This window comes from Pseudomonas sp. PME37.24/006 (assembly GCF_055556635.1).
This window is the reverse complement of the sequence record NZ_JBVHNL010000003.1, coordinates 981625-1003769: the sequence shown is the minus strand read 5'-3', so window position 1 is coordinate 1003769 and position 22145 is coordinate 981625. Positions and strand designations below refer to the sequence as shown.

Sequence of the window (22145 nt, the reverse complement as noted above, 5' to 3'; positions counted from 1 at the left end):
GTTCCCGTTTCGGCATGACTGAGCTGGAAACGGGAACAGCCCCTGGCCTGTGGGTATGAGAAGACACTGTCGAGATCTTGATGCCAGACCTGCTTGCCGATTATCCGCTGACTGATGCGGCTTACCATGAGCTGCTCGATGCCAAGGGAGAGGTGCGTCCGCACTGGCGCAAACTGCTGGCCCAACTGCAACGCAGCCGCCCGGCGCAGCTGCAGCAGCGCCAGGCCATGCTGACCCGGCAGATCCAGGAAAACGGCGTTACCTATAACGTTTACGCCGATCCTGATGGCGCGGATCGCCCCTGGGAACTGGATCTGCTGCCCAACCTGATTCCCGCCGCCGAGTGGCAGACCATCGCTGCCGGGGTGGCGCAACGTGCCGCGTTGCTCGACAAGGTATTGGCCGACCTCTACGGACCACAACAGCTGCTGGCCGACGGCCTGCTGCCGCCAGAGCTGGTGTTCGGTCACGAGAACTTTCTCTGGCCTTGCCAGGGCTTGCAACCACCGGGTGGCACCTTCCTGCATGTGTATGCCGTTGACTTGGCGCGGGCCCCCGATGGCCGCTGGTGGGTGACGGCCGATCGCACCCAGGCGCCTTCTGGCGCCGGTTACGCCCTGGAAAACCGGCAGATCGTTTCCCGCGCCTTTCCCGAGTTGTACCGGGATCTTGGCGTGCAGTACCTGGCCGGGTTCTTCCGCACCCTGCAGGACACCCTGGCGCGTCAGGCACCCGCCGATGGCGAGACGCCGCTGGTGGTGGTGCTGACCCCTGGGCGATTCAACGAGAGCTACTTTGAACACCTGTACCTGGCCCGTCAGCTCGGTTATCCGCTGGTGGAAGGTAGCGACCTGACCGTGCGTGACGCCACCCTGTATCTCAAGACGCTGGCCGGGTTGCGCCGCGTGCATGCGGTACTGCGCCGTCTCGACGACGATTTTTGCGATCCCCTCGAGCTGCGTACCGACTCTGCTCTGGGCGTGCCCGGTCTCCTGGAGGCGGTGCGTCAGGGCCGTGTACTGGTTGCCAATGCCCTAGGCAGTGGCGTGCTGGAGGCGCCGGGCCTGCCGGGCTTCCTGCCGGCGATCAGCGAGAAGCTGCTGGGTGAGCCGCTGCTGCTGCCCAGCATTGCCAGTTGGTGGTGCGGCGAGCCGCCGGTACTGGAGGAGGCGCTGGAGAAATTACCGGAGCTGCTGATCCGGCCGAGCTTCCCGTCACAGAGTTTCACCCCGGTATTTGGCCGTGATCTGGATGCTGCGCAGCGTGCTGAACTGACCGCACGCTTGCGGCTGCGCCCTTATGCCTATGTCGCTCAGGCGCTGGCGCAACTGTCCCAGGCACCGGTCTGGCAAGCCGAGGAAGGCAAGCTGCAATCGCGGGCCATCGGCATGCGCGTGTTCGCCGTGGCCAGTGCCGACGGTTACCGGGTGATGGCGGGCGGCCTGACCCGAGTCGCTGCGCAAGCCGACGCCGAGGTGGTGTCGATGCAGCGCGGCGGAGCCAGCAAGGACACCTGGGTACTCGGCGAGCGCCACGGCCCTGGTGAGCCCTGGCAGGGCATGCGCCCGCTGGGCGCCGCCGATCTGGTGCGCAGCGACCCCTATCTGCCGTCGCGAGTGGTGGAAAACCTGTTCTGGTTCGGTCGCTACAGCGAGCGCTGCGAGAACAACGCGCGGCTGCTGCGCATCATGCTCGGCCGTTACGTCGACGACGATGATGACCCGCAGGCCTTGGAGGCTGCGCTGGATCTGGGCGAAAGTCTCGGCTTGCTGCCGGATGAAGAGCACGGCGCGCTGGATGCCCGGCTGCTTGAGGCGGTGCTTGGGGACGAATGGCCGGCCAGCCTGCGTACCAATCTGCAACGCCTGCAATGGACCGCCGGCAGCGTGCGTGGCAAGCTGTCCCAGGCCAACTGGCAAGCGCTGGTGGAGCTACAGCGCGATGCGCAGAATCTGGAAGCCCGTGGCGGCGACTTTGGGCAGTTGCTGGATTTTCTTAATCGCCTGCTGATGTCGCTGGCGGCGCTCTCCGGTTTCGCGCTGGACGACATGACCCGTGACGATGGCTGGCGCTTCCTGATGATCGGCCGCTGCATCGAACGCCTGCAGTTCCTCTGCGACAGCGTCGGCAGCTTCCTGCGTAGCAGTACGCCGGATGATCAATCGGCTCTGGAGTGGCTGCTGGAACTGGGTAACAGCAGCATCACCTACCGCACCCGCTACATGGCGTCGGCACAACTGATTCCGGTACTCGACCTGCTACTGCTCGATGAGCAGAATCCCCACGCAGTACTGTTTCAGGTGCGTACGCTGTTGCGCTCCCTGGAGCGCCTGGCCGAGCGCTTCCATCTGCCTGAGGCGCCGGCACTGGCACAGCTCGAACGGCAGTTGAGTGCCGTCGATCTGCACAGCCTGGAAAACCCGCTGTTCGGCGCCCGGGGCATTCGCGCGGTACTCGACGGCCTGGCCGATCTGCTCGAGGCCATTGGGCAGGCGTCCGGCAAGGCATCGGATGAGCTGGGCCTGCGCTTTTTCGTGCACGTTGCCGCCAGCCAGGGAACCCGGTCGTCATGAGTGCACGTTATCAGGTGTTGCACGACACCCATTATCGCTACGCTTCGCCGGTATCCCTGGCCCAGCAGTTGGCCCATCTGTGGCCGCGTGACTGTGCCTGGCAACGTTGCGAGGAGCGCCATCTGCAGATCACCCCGCAGCCCTGTCAACGTCACGATATCGTCGATGTATTCGGCAATCCGTTGACCCGCCTGGCCTTCGAGCGGCCCCATGACGCCTTGAAGGTCTGTGCGAAGCTGAATGTCGAAGTGCTGCCGCGGGCATATCTCGATCTGCAGGATTCACCGTCCTGGGAGTCCACCTGTGAAGCCTTGGGGTATCACGGACGGCCGTGGGAGCCGGAGTTGCTGGACGCCACCCGCTACCGCTTTCAGTCACCCTACGTGCGCCTGAAGCGCGCCTTCAGCCTGTTCGCTGATGATTGCTTCCTGCCCGATCAGCCGCTGCTGCTCTCGGTGCGCGCGCTGATGCAGAAAATCTTCGACGAGTTCACCTTCGATGCCGAAGCCACTCAGGTGGCGACGCCGTTGCTCAAGGTGCTCGAGGAGCGTCGTGGGGTCTGTCAGGACTTCGCCCACCTGATGCTCGCCTGCCTGCGTTCCCGAGGCCTGGCAGCACGTTACGTCAGCGGCTATCTGCTCACCCAACCGCCTCCCGGCCAGCCGCGTCTGATCGGTGCCGATGCCTCGCATGCCTGGGTGTCGGTGTATTGCCCGCGCAATGGATGGGTGGACTTCGACCCGACCAACAACATCCTGCCGGCGCTGGAACACATCACCCTGGCCTGGGGCCGCGACTTCTCCGATGTTTCCCCGTTGCGTGGGGTGATTCTCGGTGGCGGTGATCATGATCCCGAGGTGCAGGTGACGGTCATGCCGTTGCCAGCCAACTGAGCGTGTCAGCCCGCTGAGTGGCGGGCTGTGGGGCTCAGCCGAGAATTACGCGAATGACCGCGATCAGCTGGAAGGCACAGAAGAAGCCCAAGGCGATGCGCATCGGCTTCGACAGATTGCTGCCCAGGCTTTCGCGCAGCGGCTGGAGCATGAACTGCGGCGTCAGCGCCAGGCCGATCACCAGCGACACCACGGCGAACATCGAAAAGAACTCGCTACTCATGGGTGGTACGCCCGATGTGAAGCCATACAGCAGGCAACCGATGGCCACGGCGAAGAATGCCCCGGAAATCAGGCGCTCCTTGGGTGTCCAGGAAGAAAAATTCACAGGCGTACGCTCCACAGGCGAAATCGATGGAGCGCAGTATAAGGAATGCCGAGTTTCAGGGCAGTAGCCAGAAACAAACAACCCTCCCCCGTAGCCTGCGGTTGAGTGCAGCGATACCCAGGGCGCGATCTTACGGGTATCGCTGCGCTCGACACTGGCTACCAAGGGCGTGCTTTACAACACCCCTGCCTTTTTCCACGCCAGATAGCGGTTGACCAGCTCGGGGCCGAGTTCGCCCGGTCGGGCGTCCAGCACCGGGACGTTTTGAGCCGCCAGGCGCTCGTGCAGGGTGTTGCGTGCGTTGAGGTAATCCACGGCGCCGCAGTAGTTCAAGGCCGACTCGTGGTCGCGCACCTGGGTATGTCGAAGACTGTCGAGCACTTCCTCGCGCAGGCTGGCGATCAGCACCCGGTGCCGACGCTCCAGGCGTTTCACCGCGCCTAGCAACTCCTCGTCGTCTTCGTCACGCAGGTTGGTGATCAATACCACCAGGGCGCGTCGGCTCTGGCGGCTGAGCAGGGTATCCGCCGCCGCGGCGTAGTCGGCCGGGCGCTGGGTGCTCTGCAGGTCGTAGACCGCGTTGAGCAGCACGTTGACCTGAGCCTGCCCTTTGACCGGCGCCAGGTAGCGGCTTTGCTCGCCGGCGAAAGTCATCAGCCCCACGGCATCGCCCTGGCGCAGCGCCACGTAGCTGAGCAGCAGGCTGGCGTTGAGCGCGTGGTCGAAATGCGACAGCTCGCCGTCCTGGCTGCGCATGCGCCGGCCGCAGTCGATCAGGAACAGGATCTGCTGGTCACGTTCGTCCTGATACTCACGGGCGATGGGCGTGCGCTTGCGGGCAGTGGCCTTCCAGTCGATCTGGCGCAGGGTGTCGCCATCGCGGAATTCGCGTAGCTGATGGAATTCCTGCCCAAGGCCACGACGTTGTTGCTGGCGCACGCCCAACTGGGCGATCCAGTCGTCCACGGCCATCAGTTGAGCGCCGTACAGGCGGGCGAAATCCGGGTAGACGCGTGCTTCGTCGCGCACGTCCAGATAGCGCCGCGACTGCCAAAGACGCAGCGGGCTGGGCAGGCTGACCTCGCAGCGTGGAAAGACGAAATGGCCACGCAGCAGCGGGCGCACCCGGTAGCTGAAGGTGGTCTGTTCGCCTGGGCGCAGTTCGACCTGTTGCGGCAGATGCTCGACGGCCATGTCCTGCGGGACATGATCGAATACCTGGATGTGCAGCGCACGCGGGTACGCGTGATGGACGGTCAGTTGTACGTCGCTCCAGCGACCCAGCGGCAGGTTGCCTGGCAGGTGCCGCTGCAGGCGCGGCGACGTTTGGCGGTACAGGCGCAGGGCGTCGATCAGCGCGGCGCCCGCCAGTAACAGCAAGGCACCCCACCACAGCGCGACGAGGCGCTCCGGCACGGCGACGGACAGGGCATCCAGCGCGCCGAGTACGATGGCGACCACCAACAGCCCGGCCAGCAGGCGGAGCAGGAGGGAGGAGGGCTTCATGCCGCGCTATCCAGGATCGAGGTGTTCATAGACGGGGCGCGGGAACCTGATCAAGCAACTGCAGCAGCACCTGATCGATGGACAGCCCTTCGATATCCAGCTCCGGCGACAGGCGTACACGGTGGCGCAACACGGCCAGGGCGCAGCTCTTGATGTCATCGGGCAACACGAAATCGCCGCCACGCAGCAGAGCGCGTGCGCGTGCGCAACGTACCAGGGCGATGGAGGCGCGGGGACCGGCGCCGATGGCCAGGCCCGGCCAGCTGCGGGTCGCACGGGCCAGGCGCACAGCGTAGTCGAGTACCTGTTCGTCCAGCGGTAGATCGCCGGCGATCTTCTGCATGATCAGCACGTCCTTGGCCTGCAGCAGGGTGCGCAGGGGCGTGACTTCGAGCATGTCGGCCTTGGTCGAGCGCGATACCTGACGCACCATGCTCAACTCTTCGTCCTGCTCGGGGTAATCCATGTGCAGCTTGAGCATGAAACGGTCGAGTTCGGCTTCCGGCAGCGGGTAGGTGCCTTCCTGTTCGATGGGGTTTTGGGTGGCCAGCACCATGAACGGCAGCGGTACCGCCAGCGGACGGCCCTCCAGGGTCACCTGACGCTCCTGCATGACCTCCAGTAGCGCGGCCTGGGTCTTGGCCGGTGCGCGGTTGATCTCATCGGCAAGCAGCAGGTTGGTGAAGATCGGCCCCTTGCGCAGTTTGAACTGTTCGCTCTGCAGGTCGTATACGGCATGGCCGGTGATGTCGCTGGGCATCAGATCCGGGGTGAACTGGATGCGTGCGAACTCACCACCGAAGCAGCGGGCCAGGGCGCGTACCAGCAGCGTCTTGCCGAGGCCGGGCACGCCTTCGAGCAGTACGTGACCGCCCGCGATCAGTGCGGTGAGCACGTCATCGATGACTGCCGTCTGGCCGATTACCGCCTTCTGCAGCTCCTGGCGCAAGGCCTGGGCCAACTGGCTGGCACGCTGGCGCTGCTGGGCGATATTGCTGACGGCTGGTACGGAGGTGCTGCTGGCAGGCTCGCTGATCGGACTGCTCGGCTGGTCGGGCGTATGTTCGCTCATAGGGCATTCCTGAGTGTTTGCAGGTGGGCGACCTGACGGGTGAAGTCGTTGGCGGAAAGGCGTTTCTTGCTCAGCGGGCGCATGGCCTGGCTGATGGCTGCGGAAGGCTGGCGGCTGAGGCGGCCGAGAATCTGCCACTGATCGGCGACGCCCAGGCGCTCGAAGCCGGGATGACGGCGTCGGGCGCGGCGTAGGATGTCCTGCTGCAGGTTGTTCAGCAGGCGCTGCTGACCACCGTGGCGAAGCAGGAAGTCGGCCGCGCCGCGCAGGTGTTCCTGCAGCTGCCTGCGGCTCGCCGTTTGCGGCTGCAGCAGCGGGCCGTGACGCTGCCCCACGTGCCACAGCACCAGCACCAGCAGGAGGCCGAGAGCCAGCAGAGCCGGAGTGAAATGGCGCTGCAAGAGGGTCAGCAGGTTGTCGCGGTCGGCGTTGTAGACCAGGGTCACCGCGCTGTCCTGGGTCATGTACCAGAGTAGCCAGGCGTTGTCGTAATCGGCCAGGTTGGCGTTCTGCCAGACCCAGGCGTCGGTGACGATGCTGATCAGCCCCTCGCCGTGATAGATCTGCAGCAGGTGCGTGGCTTCGCTGCTGTTGGCCCAGACATGAGCAAGGTTGTTGGCGTCGTAGAGATGGAAGTCGGTATCGAAACCGACATAGGCGGGTGCCTGCTCGTTCTCCAGATACAGCTTGGTCAACTGCGGATAAGCATCCGTCGGCTCTTCCTGGCTTTCCTCACTGTTCGGCTCCGCGGTTTCCTCGTCGGCAGCGCTGTCTGCTTCTTCCTCGTCTTCGTCGAGCTTCTCGACCGGGTATTGCTGCACGTTCAAGGCATCGAGCAGCAGGTCGCCGCTCTTGCCTTGCTCTTCGTCCCACATGCGTTCGGCGACGAACAGCAGATGACCACCCTGGGCTGCCCACTGCAGCAGGCGCTCGTTCTGGCGTGGTGTCAGGTTGCTGCGGTTACCGAGTAGCAGCAGGGTATGGCCGCGGCTGGGCAGTTCGGCCAGGCCGGCGAGATTGTCGGCGCGCGCAACGTCCAGGCCCTGTTTGCGCAGGAAGTGCTCGGCGGCCAGATAGGGGTTGGCACGTGCCTCCGGGGATGGCCCGTGGCTCACTATATCTTCGTAGGGCTCGGCACGGCTCAGCAGATAGCTGCCGAGCAGGCCAAGGCCCAGAACCAGCAGCGCGCCGATAACGAAACGTGCGGTGCGGTTCATGGCCTGCCACCGTGTTCGATCAGGCGTCGCCAGTCATTGCATAGGGCCGGGTGCGCTTCTGTCGGCGGCAGGCGGTGGCCGTAGGCGAGGTTCTGCCAGTGACGGGTCAGGGTCTGGCTGAAGTTGCTGAGTTCCGGATCGTCGAGGCCGTCGACCAGGGACAGCACCTCGGCTTCGGTATGAGAACTCTTGAGCGGCAACTTGTGGTCGTGAATCAGGCGGCTGAGCAGGGCACGGTAAAGCAGGCCCAGGGCTGCCCGTGGGTCGTCCTGCCAGAGACGTTCGGCGGTGCTGGCGACATCGTCCGGCAGGCTCTGTGGCAGTACTTCCAGGCCGAACAGTTGGTCAGGTGATTGATTTTTTACCGGCATGCGCAGCCGAGTACGGCCAGCGAAGGTGCTCAGCCATTCGCGGTAGCGCCAGAGTACCAGGCCGATGATGCCGATCAGCAAGGCCCACAGCAGGGCTTCGAAGAACAGCGCGATGCCTTTCAAGGCCGTCCAGTTCTCGAGCATCTCGAACAGGCTCTCCAGAGCCTTACGGGTGTCTTCCGAGGGTTCTTCCTGCTTGGCTTCGTCGCCAAAGCGCCAGCGGGTTACCGTCTCGCGGTTCTCGAAGGGTGGTTCGTCGAGAATCGCCAGCACCGATTCGCGCGAGGCCTCGCTGCTGAGCGGTTGGGCGAGCATGCGTGGAGCCTGTGGGCCGTTCGGGTCTTCGCTGGGCAGCGGGCAGCTGTGCGGCGTGTCTGCCAGGGCTGGCGTTGGTGTGTGCAGCAACAGCACGCCGCAACCCAGTAGCAGCGCGTAGGCGGCACCAGTTAGGCGCTGGCGCAGGCGGCGGAAGGTCAGTTCGATGTCCCAGCCTTCCAGCGCGGTGCGACGGTTCAGGTAAAGGCTGAAACCACCGGCGACGTAGATCGGCTCCCAGAGAATCAGCAGTAGCACGTAGGCCAGGTTGGAGAGGTGCTCCAGCCAGAACCAGTCGCTGGTATCGCCACTGATCAGGCTCTGCCAGTCCCACTCGGTGGATACCTGGGTGGGGATCAGCAAATAGACCAGGCTGCCCAGCCCGATCCAAAGAGCCGTTTCGAGGTGCACGCCAACCACGGTTAGCCAGATTGCGGCGCCGGCATCGCGTTGCGCCAATACGTTGAGGCGCTGCGTACGCTCCTTGCCCTTGAGACCTTCGAGTTGCAGTACCGGTAGGTCGAAGCTGCGCGACGGGCTGAGGCGTCGCCAGGTCAGGCTGGCCAGCAACTGCGGCTTGAGTAGGCCGGGGAAAGCCTTGAGTGCCTGTTTGAAGGTCGGCGTATCGCCAAACAGAGCGCGCGAGAGGATGTATAGCGGTAGCCGTTCGTAGGCTGGCTTCAGCCACCAGAAAACCAATATGGCCCAGGTGGGGTATTGCCACAGCAGCGCACAGAGCAGGGCGAAAATCGGTACGGTGACGGCCGCCCAGCTGGCCATCAGCAGGCCGCGATGACGGCCGGCCATGAGCACACCGAGATCGATGGCTTCCCAGGGCGTACGCGGGCGGATCGCCACGCTGGCATCAGTCAGGCGCATGCTGCCCCCGACCGGCCAGACACAGGTAAGCCAGCACTAGCGTCCAGAGTCCGGCGCCCACCGCGTATTTTATATGCGCGGTGGCGAAGGTCATGGACGACCAATAAGCCTCGATAAAGGCGGCGATCAACAGAAACAGCGCCGCGCCGCCAAGCAGCCGTACCGCGCGCGTCGCGGCCAGGCGTAGGGCTTCGCCACGCGGCAGGCGCCCGGGGGCGAGCAGCGCCCAACCGAGCTTGAGGCCCGCGGCGCCGGCCAGGGCGATGGCGGTCAGCTCGAAGGCACCGTGACCGATCACGAATGACCAGAAGGTTTCGCTGTAGCCCAGTTGCGTCAGGTAACCGGCCACAGCACCGATCATCAGCCCGTTGAACAGCAGGAAGAACAGGCTGCCGACGCCGAACAGCAGGCCGCTGGCAAAGGTCTGAAAGGCGATGCCGATGTTGTTCATGATGTAGTAGCCGAACATCATCCAGTCATCGCCGGAGTCGCGTTCGCCGAAGCGTCCGAGGCGCGAGGTGTCGGGGTCGTACATGCTCTCCATCTCGCTGACCCGGCCGGGATCCATGACGCTGTAGACGAGATCCGGAAACAGGTAAACGAGGGTGCCCATGACAGCCAGGCTGCCGAAGAACAGCAGGCTGGCGATCGTCACCAGGCGCCATTCCTCACGTACCAGGCGCGGAAACCCAGCCAGTACGAAGCCGATCAATTGCGGCCCGATGGCGCTGTGGTGACGATAGAACTGTTGGTGGCCGCGCAACGCCAGTTGCTGCAACTCATCGATCAGGTGGTTGCTGTAGCCGCGTTCTCTGGCCAGCGCCAGGTGCTGACAGAGGCGCCGGTAGTCGGCGGCGAAGGTACGGCTTTTTTCCGCTTCGGCGCTGCCTTTTTCCAATCGACCTAACTGCTCGCTGAATGCCTGCCACTGGGGCTGGTGCCTGGATTCGAAAAGACTCTGCTTCATGTCGGACCCAGCAAGCTGCGGGCGATGCCGTTGATTCTGCCTTCCGCCTGCTCGGCATCCACCTGCAGGGGCGCGGCGAGAATGGCCGCCAGCTCGGTGCGCCGAGCAGTCGATAGCCCTTCACCGCGTTCGGCGAAGGCGAGCATGGCGCGCTGCTCGGCGAAGTCGAGAGGGAAGGGCGCACGCAATGCTTCGGCCTCGGGCAGATTGGGGCGTTCGATGGACTGATCGCGATAGACCACAAGAGTACCGGCAGCAATGTCGCCGAGACGTTTGAAAGCGCGATTGCTCAGGCAACTGATGATGCCCAGGGTATAGGCGAATGGCAGCAGGTCGACGAAGCGCAACAGGTTGCGGGTCAGCGAGGCCGGCCAGCCGATTGGTGTGCCATCGTCATGTACCACGCGCAGGCCGAGTAGTTGCTTGCCGGGTGAGCGGCCCTGGTTGAGCACTTCGAACAGCACCATGTACCACCAGGTCACCAGAAACAGCACGATGGTCGCGAGGCCCATGCCGAGTTGGCCGAACATACCTAGCGTCAGGTAGACGACCGCGAGAATCGCGCCGCGGATCAGCAGGTCGATGGTAAAGGCCAGCGCCCGTGGTACCAGGCCGGCTGGGCGCAATGCCAAGTCGATGCCTTCCGGAGTTTCCACCTGATAGCGCGTGTCCAGCACCGGGTGCTGTTGTCGAGTGAGAGGGGAAATAGAAGAGGGCGGCATCGTCACGTCATATGAGCAAAGCCCGATGCTAGCCAGCAGCGAGTCAGGAAGCAACCTGGCCGCGAGAAACGCGGCCAGGTGAGGAGGTGCTTAGCGAGTAGCTGGCAACACGCCGAAGATGGTGCGGTACAACACGCCGATGGCCATTACGAACAACGGTACGGTCCAGATCAGGCCGATGAACACCGGGATGGCACTGATGGCGAGGATCAGGCCGAGCAGCAGGAACAGGCCGAATATCTTGAACCAGTGCTGAGTGATGGCCTTGCGCGACACTTCCATGGCCTGCCAGGGCGACAGGCCACGCTCGACGATCAGCGGAATTGCCAGCATGTAGGCGACTGCCAGATAGATGCCCGGAATCAGCAGCAGGATCATGCCGAGGTAGATAAGCAGCATCATCAGTACGGCTGCGATCAGCAGCGGTACGGTGCGGCCGAAATGGGCGAAGATTTCATTGAAACTGAATGGCTGGCCTGCAGCGCGGCGAATGCCGATCATGTTCAGGCCGGCGATGAAGGGGTAGGTCACCGCAGACGCGAGAACGGTTGTAACGATCTGACCGATGATGATCAGCGCCAGGTTATTGCTGAATACTGTGAAAATGCCGAGTGCGCCACCAATCACGAACATGGCGACGAACATCACCACGTAAAAGATCAGAAAGCCGCCGACGATGATGCCTTTGGTGCCTTTGGTCAGTTGCCAGGCTTCGCTGATCAGCGCGCTGATACTGAAATCGTAGCCACGGCTCAGGGCCTGCTCGATGCTCGGCGCATGATCGCTGTTGGACGTTTCCTGCAATTCGCTGGTGGGAACGGCGTAGGGGTTCGTGGAGAGAGTGTCACTCATGATTCATCCTTGGCGAGTGTGAGTAAGATTGTTTCGTAATATTAATGGCTAGGCTAAAGCGTCACAAGGGCAAGCGCCCTGCCGCTTTGCTCAGGCGTGAGGTCGGTCAAGCTTTTCATCGTGTTTGTGGTTTGTGATGAACCTGTAACGAACCTAGACTGCAGCGCTCAATCGCCATAGGAGCACCTCGTGCCCACCAGCCTCTTCTGGTACGACTATGAAACCACCGGCATCGACCCGCGCCGTGATCGGCCACTGCAGGTTGCTGGTATCCGCACCGATGAACAGCTCAATGAAATAGAGGCACCACTCAACCTATATTGCCAGCCCAGTGATGACATCCTGCCGCACCCTGCCGCCTGCCTGATTACCGGCATCGGCCCTGATCGGCTGGCCAATGACGGGCTGGGCGAGGCCGAGTTCATGACGCGCGTGCATGCCGAACTGGCGCGCCCTGGCACCTGCGGGGTTGGCTACAACAGCCTGCGTTTCGATGACGAGGTGACGCGATACAGTCTGTATCGCAACTTCTTCGATCCCTATGCGCGGGAATGGCAGGGCGGCAATAGTCGCTGGGATCTGATCGACATGGTGCGAACCGCCTACGCACTGCGCCCGGAGGGCATCGAGTGGCCGCAGGGCGAAACGGGGGTCAGTCTCAAACTCGAGCAACTGACCGCTGCCAACGGTATCGCGCATGGTCAGGCCCACGATGCGCTGTCCGACGTGCGCGCGACCATTGCCCTGGCGCGCCTGGTGCGTGAGCGCCAGCCAAAACTCTACGATTACCTGTATGGGCTGCGCGGTAAGCAGAAAGTGCTGGATCAAATACGCCTGTTGCAGCCGTTGGTGCACGTGTCCGGGAGGTTTGCCGGGGCGCGTCACTATTTGGGAATCGTATTGCCGCTGGCCTGGCATCCGCGTAATCGGAACGCACTGATCGTCTGCGACTTACACCTCGATGCCGCTCCGTTGCTGAGCGAAGATGGCGAAACGTTGCGCCGCCGCCTTTACACCCGTCGAGACGAGCTGGCTGAAGGTCAGCAACCGGTGCCGCTCAAACTTATCCATATCAACCGTTGTCCGGTGGTTGCTCCCTTGAGCGTGCTACGCCCTGAGGATTGCCAGCGGCTGCAATTGGATAAAGCCGATTACATGGCTCGCGCACAGCGTCTGATCGATTGTCAGCCCGAGTGGCAGGACAAATTGTCGCAGGTCTACGAGGAGGAAAGTTTTGCCGCCGGGATTGATCCGGAACAGCAGTTGTATGACGGCTTTATCGGAGATCGTGATCGACGATTGTGTGAGCAAGTGCGCAATTGCGATCCACAACAGCTAGCAACTCAACGCTGGCCTTTCGATGATCATCGGTTGCCCGAATTGCTGTTCCGTTATCGGGCTCGCAACTTTCCCCTGACCTTGAATAACGAGGAGCGGCAGCGCTGGCGCGAACTCTGTCAGCGGCGCCTGAGCCAGCCTGAGTTCGGTGCGCCTAATACGCTGGCGAGTTTCGAGGCGGAAATGGTGCAGTATCTGGCCACAGCGACAGATGCTCAGCGAGTGGTATTGCAGGGGTGGAGAGAGTATGCCGAACACTTGCGCCAGCGTTACACGCTGTAAATCTATAGATGGATAGTACGGTGAGCAAAGGGCAGGATGGGGCTGTGGATCAGCGCACGCTGAGCTAACCTGGCTCTGTTCATGGTGATCCTTGCTACGGGATTAACTTAAGCGCGCCCATAAAAAACGCCAGCAGTGCTGGCGTTTTTCATGGACTCACCGCCCCGGCATGGCATCAGCCCAGCAGGGTAACCCAGCTTTCAACGACGTCAGCGCCCCACTTGGCTTTCCACTCTTTCAGCGTCTTGTGGTTGCCACCTTTGGTTTCGATGACTTCGCCGGTATTCGGATTTTTGTACTGCTTAACTTTACGAGCGCGCTTGGTGCCAGTTGTTGCAGCTTTGGCATTACGGGTAGTTTTGCCGGCTTTGGCATCTGGATCCAGCAGAGCGATGATGTCGCGCAGCGACTTCTGGTATTCGCCCATCAAGGTGCGCAGCTTGCCTTCGAATTCCAGTTCTTTTTTCAGTTTGTCGTCTTGCGACAGGTTCTTCAGGCGCTCTTGCAGTTCTTTGATGTTTTCTTCGAGGCTGCGGTATTCGGTGATCAACGACATGTGCTTACCTTTAATCTAGGGGAGTGGCCAAGTGTTGCTTATAGTAGACATCGGTTAATTGTAAGTAAACCGCTTTGTAGTAAAGCGTGTTGTTATAAAAAATTAAGTTGCAAACTGCGGCACGAATTCACTGTTTATTGGCACTTGAAAGATGCGGGAATTAATCCTGTTTTCAGCGCACGGCGAGCGCATTATTACTCCCATCTGCGAGGTTTTTTTCAGTGCCTGTGGGGCATGCAGACGAAGGGATTGCGGTAAGTGCAGTAGGGCTACTGCAGTTTTTCGTTAGTCTGGCTAAAATGCGCGCCTTCGCTATTTCTCTGGAGTTGTTCATGCGCACTTTTCGGCTGGTCATCGCCTGCCCTGACCGTACCGGCATCGTCGCCAAGGTCAGTAACTTTCTGGCGACCTACAACGGCTGGATTACCGAGGCGAGCCACCACTCGGATACGCAGAGCGGCTGGTTCTTCATGCGTCATGAAATTCGCGCCGATTCGTTGCCCTTCGATCTCGATGGCTTCAATCAGGCGTTTTCGCCGATCGCTCGGGAATTCTCCATGGAGTGGCGGATCACCGATTCGGCGCAGAAGAAGCGTGTGGTGCTGATGGCCAGCCGCGAGTCACACTGCCTTGCCGACCTGTTGTACCGCTGGCACAGCAACGAACTCGATTGCGATATTCCCTGCGTGATCTCCAACCATGACGACCTGCGCAGCATGGTCGAGTGGCACGGCATTCCGTTCATCCACGTGCCGGTGGATGCGCAGAACAAGCAGCCGGCCTTCGATGAGGTCGCGCGCTTGGTGGAAGAGCACCGTGCCGATGCCATCGTGCTGGCCCGCTACATGCAGATACTGCCGCCCAAATTGTGTCAGGACTATGCCCACCGGGTGATCAACATTCACCACAGCTTTCTGCCGTCGTTCGTGGGAGCCAAGCCTTACCATCAGGCCTCGCTGCGAGGCGTCAAGCTGATCGGTGCGACCTCCCACTATGTGACCGAAGAGCTGGATGCGGGCCCGATCATCGAGCAGGACGTGGTGCGCGTCAGTCATCGCGAGAGCATCGAAGAGATGGTGCGCCTCGGCAAAGATGTCGAAAAGATGGTGCTTTCCCGTGGTCTGCGCTATCACTTGGAAGATCGGGTACTGGTGCACAACAACAAGACCGTTGTGTTCGATTGATCTATGTCGAGGTGGCCGAACAGTGCTGCATCGGTGCCTCTCTGTGATGAGGCTCTCGTATGAGCAAGACAACCAGCACTGCTGATCGGCCATGAGCGACGACACGCCTCGCCAGCCCGGTACTGCAACGCCACCGCCCACACTGGGTGAAGGGTGCGTGCGGCGTTACGATCCTGAGGCATTGAGCGAGGAGGATGGCACCGAGTTCGAAGGTGCCGAGGCGTTATGGCAGCGCTTGCAGCGTGAGCATGACGCTACGTCGGACAAGTAGGTCGGACATCAACGAAGAAGGGCGCCATTGGCGCCCTTCTTCGTTTGCAGCGATCAGATGCGGAAGCTACCGACCAGATGCGTCAGGCGAGCGGCCTGCTGCTCCAGATCCGCGCATGCCCGCAGGGTGGCCTGGAGGTTTTCCACGCCTTCCTGATTGAGGGTGTTGATTTCGGTGATGTCCATGTTCAGCGCCTCGATCACCGAGGTCTGTTCTTCCGTAGCGGTTGCCACTGACTGGTTCATGCCGTCGATCTCGCCAATGCGCGTGGTAACACTGCCCAGTCGCTCGCCAGCCTGGTTGGCGACTGCCACGCTTTCCTCGCTGTAGCGCTGGCTCTCGGTCATGGTGGTGACCGATTCGCGGGAGCCGATCTGCAGTTCTGCGATCATCTTCTCGATTTCCTGCGCCGATTCCTGGGTGCGGTGGGCGAGGTTGCGCACTTCGTCGGCGACCACTGCGAAACCGCGACCTGCCTCACCGGCGCGTGCCGCTTCGATGGCGGCGTTGAGAGCGAGCAGGTTGGTCTGCTGGGAGATGCTCTTGATCACTTCGAGTATCTGCCCGATGTCCACTGTCTTGCCGTTGAGCATCTCGATCTTGGCGCGGGCGTCGATGACCTTGGTCGACAGCTCGGTCATGGATTTGATCGCCTGTTGCACCACCTTGCCACCATCCTCGGCCTGCAGGCGGGCGGCCGACGCCTGATTGGAGGCGTCTGCGGCGTTGCGGGCGATCTCCTGGGCGGCGGCGCCGAGCTCGTTGATCGCTGCTGCAACGCTATTGGTGCGGCTGGCCTGTTCGTCCGAATTGACGATGGACGAGTTGGAGGCGTTGACCACCAGTTTGGCGACTTCGTTGACCTGGGCAGTGGCCGAGGACACCTCGCGAATGGACGCATGGATACGTTCGACGAAGCGGTTGAACGAACTGGCTAGAGCGCCGAACTCGTCGTTGGACTGAATGGCCAGGCGTTTGGTCAGGTCGCCTTCGCCGCGGGCGATGTCTTCCATGGCCTTGCCCATGGTGGTCAACGGCTGCATCAGTACACGGATCAGCACGCCGAGCAGAGCGATGATCAATGCCACTGCAATCAGCGTGGCGATGGCCGCTGACAGGCGGAATTCATCCAGCTCCGCATAGGCCAGGTTCTTGTCGATGGACAGGCCGACATACCACTGCACATCGGGCAGGCCCTTGACCGGTGCGAATGTCAGCAGCCGATCCTGACCATCCTGTTCGACCTCGGTCAGTTTGCTGTCGAGGCCAATGCTGGTATTGGGGTAGAGGTCGCGCAGGTTTTTCATTACCAGGTCAGCCTGGGGGTGAACCAGCACGGTGCCGTCCTTGCTGACCAGGAAGGCGTAACCGAGATCACCGAGCTCGATGGAATTGATGATCTTCACCAGCGTATCCAGGCTGACATCGCCGCCGGTCATGCCGAACGGTTTGCCGTCCGGGCCGCGCACGGGTGCGATTGGCGAAATCACCAGCGAGTTGGTGATCTGATCCACGTAGGGAGCGGTGAGGACTGTACGGCTGGCCTGGGCGGTGTCCTTGTACCAGGGACGTGTACGCGGGTCGTAGCCGGCGGCCATCTGTGTGGGCGGGCTGGAAAGGAAACGTCCATCACTTTCCAGGCCGATATACGTGGAGAGAAAAGCGCTCTTGTACACCGGGCGGGAGATGACCTCCTGCAGGTTGCCTTGGGCAATGGCCAATTCCAGGTTCTGGGCGAGGCTCTCGACCAGCAGAATACGGCCCGACAACCAGCTTTCGATATTGCCTGCCGCAGCGTTGCTGGCCTGGCTCAGGTTGTTCTGGAGTGCCTGCTGGATGCTGTTACGCTGGCGGCTATCGTTATAGAGGCTGAACAAGGCGAAGGCGACCGTGACCACCAAGGTGGCGGCCAGCAGAATCTTGTGGCTGAACTGCAGGTTTCTCGTCATGGCATCTTGCGTCCGGAAGTCACTGGAACCAGTCTTGGGGGCGTCGCCATCTGGCGAGTGGAGCGGGGCGGAGGATCGGTGAAGGCTGATCGGTCATCGCCCGGCGTTTATGTCGGCATTGAAGTAGCAAAGCTTTAGTCCAGAGGACGGAATCATGTCGTTGAATCAGCAGTTCATTTTGGGTGATGGCGGCGATGGCCAGGCAGTTGGTCAGTCACTGCGTCTGGCCAACCGCCATGGCCTGATCGCAGGCGCCACGGGAACCGGCAAGACGGTGACCCTGCAGCGCCTGATCGAGAACTTCAGTGATGCGGGCGTCGCGGTCTTCGCCGCGGATGTGAAGGGGGATCTGTGTGGTCTTGGCGCCGCCGGGGCTCCTCAAGGAAAGATCGCTGAACGTATCGCCAGCATGCCCTGGCTGGCGCACAGCCCCAAGGCTTATCCGGTCACTCTGTGGGATGTGCACGGGCAAAGCGGTCATCCGCTGCGTACCACCCTGAGTGAAATGGGCCCGCTGCTGCTCGGCGCACTGCTCGAACTTACCGACAGCCAGCAGGCAGCGCTGTATGCGGCGTTCAAGGTGGCCGATCGTGAAGGTTTGCTGCTGCTCGACCTGAAAGACCTCAAAGCCCTGCTGACTCATCTGAAAGAACAGCCGCAGGTGCTGGGCGCCGACAGCGCGCTGTTCACCAATACCTCCGCGCAGGCGTTGTTGCGGCGTCTGGCCAGCCTGGAACAGCAGGGTGGCGAGGCACTTTTCGGTGAGCCGGCGCTGCAGCTCGAAGACATCCTGCAGCCGGATCGTGATGGTCGCGGGCGCATTCACCTGCTCGATGCCAGCCGCCTGGTTCACGAAGCGCCCAAGGTCTATGCGACCTTCCTGTTGTGGCTGCTGGCGGAATTGTTCGAGCAACTGCCCGAGCGCGGAGATGCGGACAAACCGGTTCTGGCGCTGTTCTTCGACGAGGCCCACCTGCTTTTCGCCGATACTCCGAAGGCCCTGCAGGCGCGGCTGGAGCAGGTCGTGCGGCTGATTCGTTCGAAAGGCGTGGGCGTGTATTTCGTCACCCAGTCGCCGAGTGACCTGCCGGACGATGTGCTGGCGCAACTGGGGCTGCGTATCCAGCACGGTCTGCGGGCATTCACCACCCGGGAGCAGAAGGCGCTGCGCGCAGTGGCTGACGGCTTTCGGCCCAATCCGGCGTTCGACTGTCTGTCGGTGCTGACCGAGCTGGGTATCGGTGAGGCCCTGGTGGGGACGCTAGAGGATAAAGGCACGCCGGCGATGGTGCAGCGTGTCGCCATCGCCCCGCCGCAATCGCGTATCGGGCCGCTGGAGGCAAGCGAGCGCGCAGGCCTGATTCGCCAGTCACCACAGGCGGGGCGCTATGACAAGGCATTCGACCGAGAGTCGGCCTACGAGATTCTGACCGCCCGTGCGACTCAAGCGAGTGAGCAGGTGCAAGCGGGCAAGGCACCGCCGTCCACTGTCAGCGTGGCTGGCGAGTTCCTCGGCGGGTTGGCTGGTCAGGCAATGAAAAGCGCCATGCGTCAGGTCGCCAATCAACTCGGTCGGCAGCTGGTTCGCGGTGTGCTGGGGTCTTTGCTGGGCGGCAAGTCCACGTCCAAGCGACGCTGAATACTGCACCGCCGGCGGTGTGCTCGGGCACGCCAGCCGGCACCGGTCAGCGGCTCAGGCGCTTTCGGCTCTGGCTTCTTCCTTGCTGGACAAGTCTTTCTCGATCTTCTCGATTTCTTTATCGAATGCCTGATCGAGCAGGCTGGCTCGTTTGCGCCAAGGCTTGCGTTCCGGATCCGGTTGGGCGGCGTAAGTAATGACCTCTCCGCCGTATACATCCTTGTAACGCTGCGCCTGGCGCTCGAGTTCGGCGCGCAGTTCGTCTTTCGTCACGATAGTACCCATGGTTTCTGATAGGAGAAGGGCGACAACGTAAGACCGGGCGGTCTTACTGATACGGTCGCCACATCTGTTTGAAGCGCTTGCCCCTACTAAAGTTCCGGCTATTGGCATCAAGCGCAGCGGGAAGTCAGGGGGACAGTGGCTGATTATCGTCAAAGTGCAGCGAAAGTCCAGCGCAGTCGCCGCGAGTTGTGACCCATGTTGTGTCAGGCCAGCGTGCGGTACTGCAGGCTGAACGTCAGGCTGTGGCTCTGTCCCTTGTGCAACAGCACCAGCCCGGGCTTGCCTGGCATATGGTGTGCGTTGACCGGGTGGCTGACTGGTTCGAAGCAGAAGAACGGCTTTTGCTCCGGGCAGAACAGTAAGTACAGGTCGCTGCCTGTGGCGCTTATTTCCAGGCTGTAGCCGGCGTCAGGCTGCAGGATGCGCGCCTGACCGTTCCAATCGATAAAAGCGTTGTCGGTGTGCTGCGCCGGGAGATCACGCGCTTCGTTGAAGTCCCAATGTTCCGGCAGGTCGCTCAGTTGCGTTGGCAGGCTGTTCGCGTCGCAATTCCAGACCTGCCTCGCGCGGGCCTGCAGGCGGGTCGCCGGCGTACGGGGGAAATACGGGTGCAGGCCCAGCCCATGCCACATTGGCGCGTCGGCCCTGTGGGTGACCTGCAGCTGGATGTCCAGGCGGCCTTCGTGCAGACGGATGCGTTGCTCTGCGATGTAAGCGAACGGTGTCTGGCTTTCCAGGCGCAGCAGTGCCGAATCTTCACTGTGCTCGACTACTTGCCAAGGTTGCTGCCAGGCGCTGCCGTGGATCGGCAGTGGCGAGTTGTCGGCATTGGCCTCCAGCGCGAGCCAGCCTTTGGGGTTGTCGAAACCGCCCTCGGTGATGCGGTTCGACCAGGGTGCCAGCGGGTAGCAGCCAAGCTGGCGAGGCGTGCCGGCTTGCAGGGCTTGCTCATCGCTGTGGCGCAGTAGGGGCTGAGCGCTGTCTTTGACCATCCAGTTGGCGATACTGCCGCCAGTCCGAGGCGCCAATGTGAGCTGGGTAAAGCGATCCTGCAGATGCAATGTGTCGAGCGGCATAGTGCGGTACCTGTGCAGTTAACGAGTCATTTGCCGGAGATAAACGAAGAACGTGTCATCATACAACCGCCTGTTATATGATGCGGTTTGACCATCCAGACGATATCGATTGCTATGGAAAATCAGAACACACCACCACGTGCGCGCCGTAAGCATCGCAGCCTGGCTCAGGAGCTGGTCGCGGAGTTGTCCGAGCGCATTCGCGATGGAGTGATCAAGCGTGGCGAGAAGTTGCCGACCGAGTCTGCGATCATGGAAGAGCAGGGCGTCAGCCGCACCGTAGTGCGCGAGGCCTTGTCGCGTTTGCAGGCTTCCGGGCTGGTGGAAACCCGCCATGGCATCGGTACCTTCGTTCTGGATACACCCAATCCGGGTGGCTTTCGCATCGATCCGGCGACCATCGTCACCCTGCGTGAAGTACTCGCCGTTCTCGAACTGCGCATCAGCCTGGAAGTCGAGTCGGCTGGCCTGGCTGCGCAACGACGTACCCCTGAGCAGCTGGCTTCCATGCGCCAGGCGCTCGATGCGCTGAATGAAGGCGCCGCCCACGAAAGTGATGCGGTGTCGTCCGATTTCCAGTTTCACCTGCAGATCGCTCATGCCACCGGTAATCGCTACTTCACCGATATCATGAGCCATCTGGGCACCAGCATCATTCCGCGCACCCGGTTGAACTCGGCGCGTATCGCCCATGACGATCACTCTCATTACATGGCGCGCCTGGAGCGCGAGCATGAGCAGATTTTCGAGGCCATCGCCCGCCAGGACTCCGATGCGGCACGCGCCGCCATGCGCCTGCACCTGACCAACAGCCGTGAGCGGCTGCGTCAGGCCCACGAGGCCGCGGAAGTGGTCGTCAAGCAGGCGTGAGCCCTGCAAGGTAAAAGCGGGCTGGTGATCCAGCCCGTTTTCAGCACCGCAGTACCGACGCACAACTGATCGCAGGTAGATACTCAGGCGTCCTTGCGATAGGTCAGTAGAACAATCCCCGCCAGCACGATCGCGCCGCCGATCATCTGTATACCGCTCAATACTTGATCCAGCAGCAGCCAGCCGAACAGCAGCGTGGCGATGGGCTCCATATTCATCACCGGTGCGTTCTTGGCCATGTTCAGGCGCGGCACGGTGACGAACAGCATGCAGAAGGCGATGCCGTAGAGCAGCACCAGAGCACCCAGCGCGATCCAGCCGGTTTCGTTGCCCGGCAGGTTCATGCCGCCAGGGATCAGGTCGGCGCTGCCAGCCAGTGCCATGCTGCTGAACACGATCATCAGGGTCAGCATGCTGCGCACCGAGCCACGCAGGCTCGACAGCTTGTGGTCGGTAATCCACAGCGCGCAGGCGAATACGCAGGCGGCGAGGAACGACACGCTTACTCCAACCACCCATTCCGGGCCAGCCGGCTCGCTGGCGCTCAGGCGTGCTGGAAGATCCAGGGCGAACACCAGGCCGAGCAGAATCAGGCCCATGAGCATCACCGTGCGCCGTGTCGGCGCCGAGCCACCCAGTGCCCAGGTGAGCAGGGCGAGCAGGATCGGGAAGGTGTTGCCGATCAGCAGCGCAAGCGCCACCGGAATGCGCGCCACGGCGGAGTACAGGCAGATGCTCTGGGTGGCGATCAGCAACCCCAGCAGCAGTTGCCAGCGCCAGGCGCCAGGTGGCATCTGCAGCGCTTGGCGCTGCCAGAGAACGATGCCCAGCAGCACCAGCATGGTGACACCGGAACGGCACAGGATTGCCAGGAGCAGGCCAGTGTCGTTGTCGAAAGCGATGCGTGCAGCGATGTGGTTACCAGCGAAGGAGCACGCCAGCAGGGCTAGCAACAGCACGGCGATATGGCGGGGAAACAGGGCAGGGGCAGTCATTGGCA

20 protein-coding genes are annotated in these 22145 nt (G+C 62.0%); 7 read left to right on the top strand and 13 right to left on the bottom strand.

From position 1 onward, the window contains the following. The first annotated feature begins 80 nt into the window (after window positions 1–80). Both ACZ3GY_RS15650 and ACZ3GY_RS15645 read left to right on the top strand, forming a co-directional pair. Window positions 81–2573, top strand: a complete 2493-nt coding sequence (locus ACZ3GY_RS15650) for a circularly permuted type 2 ATP-grasp protein (RefSeq protein ID WP_463562136.1) — start codon at window positions 81–83, stop codon at window positions 2571–2573. Next, window positions 2570–3466: a transglutaminase family protein gene (locus ACZ3GY_RS15645; RefSeq protein ID WP_465910913.1), complete on the top strand. Its 897-nt coding sequence runs from the start codon at window positions 2570–2572 to the stop codon at window positions 3464–3466. Before ACZ3GY_RS15650 ends, ACZ3GY_RS15645 begins: the two co-directional genes overlap by 4 nt. 34 nt (window positions 3467–3500) lie before the next feature. On the opposite strand, the gene ACZ3GY_RS15640 is transcribed toward ACZ3GY_RS15645, so the two are convergent. The 8 genes from ACZ3GY_RS15640 to ACZ3GY_RS15605 form a co-directional block, all read right to left on the bottom strand. Continuing rightward, on the bottom strand, window positions 3501–3794 hold the full coding sequence (locus tag ACZ3GY_RS15640) for a hypothetical protein (protein WP_225838744.1): 294 nt from the start codon (window positions 3792–3794) through the stop codon (window positions 3501–3503). Between the two features lie 174 nt (window positions 3795–3968). Further along, window positions 3969–5300 (bottom strand): DUF58 domain-containing protein, encoded by a 1332-nt coding sequence (locus tag ACZ3GY_RS15635; protein WP_465910912.1) that lies wholly within the window; start codon window positions 5298–5300, stop codon window positions 3969–3971. A 25-nt stretch (window positions 5301–5325) separates the two neighbouring features. Then, on the bottom strand, window positions 5326–6372 hold the full coding sequence (locus ACZ3GY_RS15630) for an AAA family ATPase (RefSeq protein ID WP_465910911.1): 1047 nt from the start codon (window positions 6370–6372) through the stop codon (window positions 5326–5328). Further along, entirely contained in the window at window positions 6369–7589 is a 1221-nt protein-coding gene (locus ACZ3GY_RS15625) for a DUF4350 domain-containing protein (protein ID WP_465910910.1), read from the bottom strand. The genes ACZ3GY_RS15630 and ACZ3GY_RS15625 overlap by 4 nt, the downstream gene beginning before the upstream one ends. Next, entirely contained in the window at window positions 7586–9154 is a 1569-nt protein-coding gene (locus ACZ3GY_RS15620; protein ID WP_465910909.1) for a DUF4129 domain-containing protein, read from the bottom strand. The genes ACZ3GY_RS15625 and ACZ3GY_RS15620 overlap by 4 nt, the downstream gene beginning before the upstream one ends. Then, a complete protein-coding gene (locus ACZ3GY_RS15615) occupies window positions 9141–10121 on the bottom strand; it encodes a stage II sporulation protein M (RefSeq protein WP_465910908.1) in 981 nt (326 codons plus the stop codon). Before ACZ3GY_RS15615 ends, ACZ3GY_RS15620 begins: the two co-directional genes overlap by 14 nt. Then, window positions 10118–10843, bottom strand: a complete 726-nt coding sequence (locus ACZ3GY_RS15610; RefSeq protein ID WP_465910907.1) for an RDD family protein — start codon at window positions 10841–10843, stop codon at window positions 10118–10120. Before ACZ3GY_RS15610 ends, ACZ3GY_RS15615 begins: the two co-directional genes overlap by 4 nt. A gap of 90 nt (window positions 10844–10933) precedes the next feature. Beyond that, window positions 10934–11695: a DUF2189 domain-containing protein gene (locus ACZ3GY_RS15605; RefSeq protein WP_465910906.1), complete on the bottom strand. Its 762-nt coding sequence runs from the start codon at window positions 11693–11695 to the stop codon at window positions 10934–10936. 189 nt (window positions 11696–11884) lie between these two features. Between ACZ3GY_RS15605 and sbcB the strand changes: the two genes are divergently transcribed. Next, window positions 11885–13315: an exodeoxyribonuclease I gene (sbcB, locus tag ACZ3GY_RS15600; RefSeq protein WP_465910905.1), complete on the top strand. Its 1431-nt coding sequence runs from the start codon at window positions 11885–11887 to the stop codon at window positions 13313–13315. 175 nt (window positions 13316–13490) lie between these two features. Here sbcB and mvaT read toward each other — a convergent pair whose 3' ends face one another. Next, window positions 13491–13871 (bottom strand): histone-like nucleoid-structuring protein MvaT, encoded by a 381-nt coding sequence (mvaT, locus tag ACZ3GY_RS15595; protein ID WP_225838763.1) that lies wholly within the window; start codon window positions 13869–13871, stop codon window positions 13491–13493. Window positions 13872–14203: 332 nt separating this feature from the next. Here mvaT and purU point away from each other — a divergent pair, with 332 nt between their 5' ends. Both purU and ACZ3GY_RS15585 read left to right on the top strand, forming a co-directional pair. Beyond that, the gene (gene purU / locus ACZ3GY_RS15590) at window positions 14204–15055 is read left to right on the top strand and encodes a formyltetrahydrofolate deformylase (RefSeq protein WP_463562126.1); all 852 of its coding nucleotides are present in this window, start codon (window positions 14204–14206) and stop codon (window positions 15053–15055) included. Window positions 15056–15146: 91 nt separating this feature from the next. Further along, entirely contained in the window at window positions 15147–15326 is a 180-nt protein-coding gene (locus ACZ3GY_RS15585) for a hypothetical protein (RefSeq protein ID WP_465910903.1), read from the top strand. Between the two features lie 53 nt (window positions 15327–15379). On the opposite strand, the gene ACZ3GY_RS15580 is transcribed toward ACZ3GY_RS15585, so the two are convergent. Then, a complete protein-coding gene (locus tag ACZ3GY_RS15580; RefSeq protein ID WP_465910902.1) occupies window positions 15380–17275 on the bottom strand; it encodes a methyl-accepting chemotaxis protein in 1896 nt (631 codons plus the stop codon). Window positions 17276–17429: 154 nt separating this feature from the next. Between ACZ3GY_RS15580 and ACZ3GY_RS15575 the strand changes: the two genes are divergently transcribed. Further along, window positions 17430–18914, top strand: coding sequence for a helicase HerA-like domain-containing protein (locus tag ACZ3GY_RS15575; RefSeq protein ID WP_465910901.1), 1485 nt, complete (start codon window positions 17430–17432; stop codon window positions 18912–18914). A gap of 54 nt (window positions 18915–18968) precedes the next feature. Here the strand turns inward: ACZ3GY_RS15575 and ACZ3GY_RS15570 are convergent, their stop codons facing one another. Both ACZ3GY_RS15570 and ACZ3GY_RS15565 read right to left on the bottom strand, forming a co-directional pair. Then, complete coding sequence (locus tag ACZ3GY_RS15570) at window positions 18969–19187, bottom strand: hypothetical protein (protein WP_042556287.1); 219 nt, start codon at window positions 19185–19187, stop codon at window positions 18969–18971. 215 nt (window positions 19188–19402) lie between these two features. Continuing rightward, a complete protein-coding gene (locus ACZ3GY_RS15565; RefSeq protein WP_463562122.1) occupies window positions 19403–20275 on the bottom strand; it encodes an aldose 1-epimerase in 873 nt (290 codons plus the stop codon). A gap of 114 nt (window positions 20276–20389) precedes the next feature. Between ACZ3GY_RS15565 and ACZ3GY_RS15560 the strand changes: the two genes are divergently transcribed. Continuing rightward, window positions 20390–21145, top strand: coding sequence for a FadR/GntR family transcriptional regulator (locus ACZ3GY_RS15560; protein ID WP_463562121.1), 756 nt, complete (start codon window positions 20390–20392; stop codon window positions 21143–21145). A gap of 83 nt (window positions 21146–21228) precedes the next feature. On the opposite strand, the gene ACZ3GY_RS15555 is transcribed toward ACZ3GY_RS15560, so the two are convergent. Beyond that, on the bottom strand, window positions 21229–22140 hold the full coding sequence (locus ACZ3GY_RS15555) for an EamA family transporter (RefSeq protein ID WP_463562120.1): 912 nt from the start codon (window positions 22138–22140) through the stop codon (window positions 21229–21231). Window positions 22141–22145 lie beyond the last annotated feature (5 nt).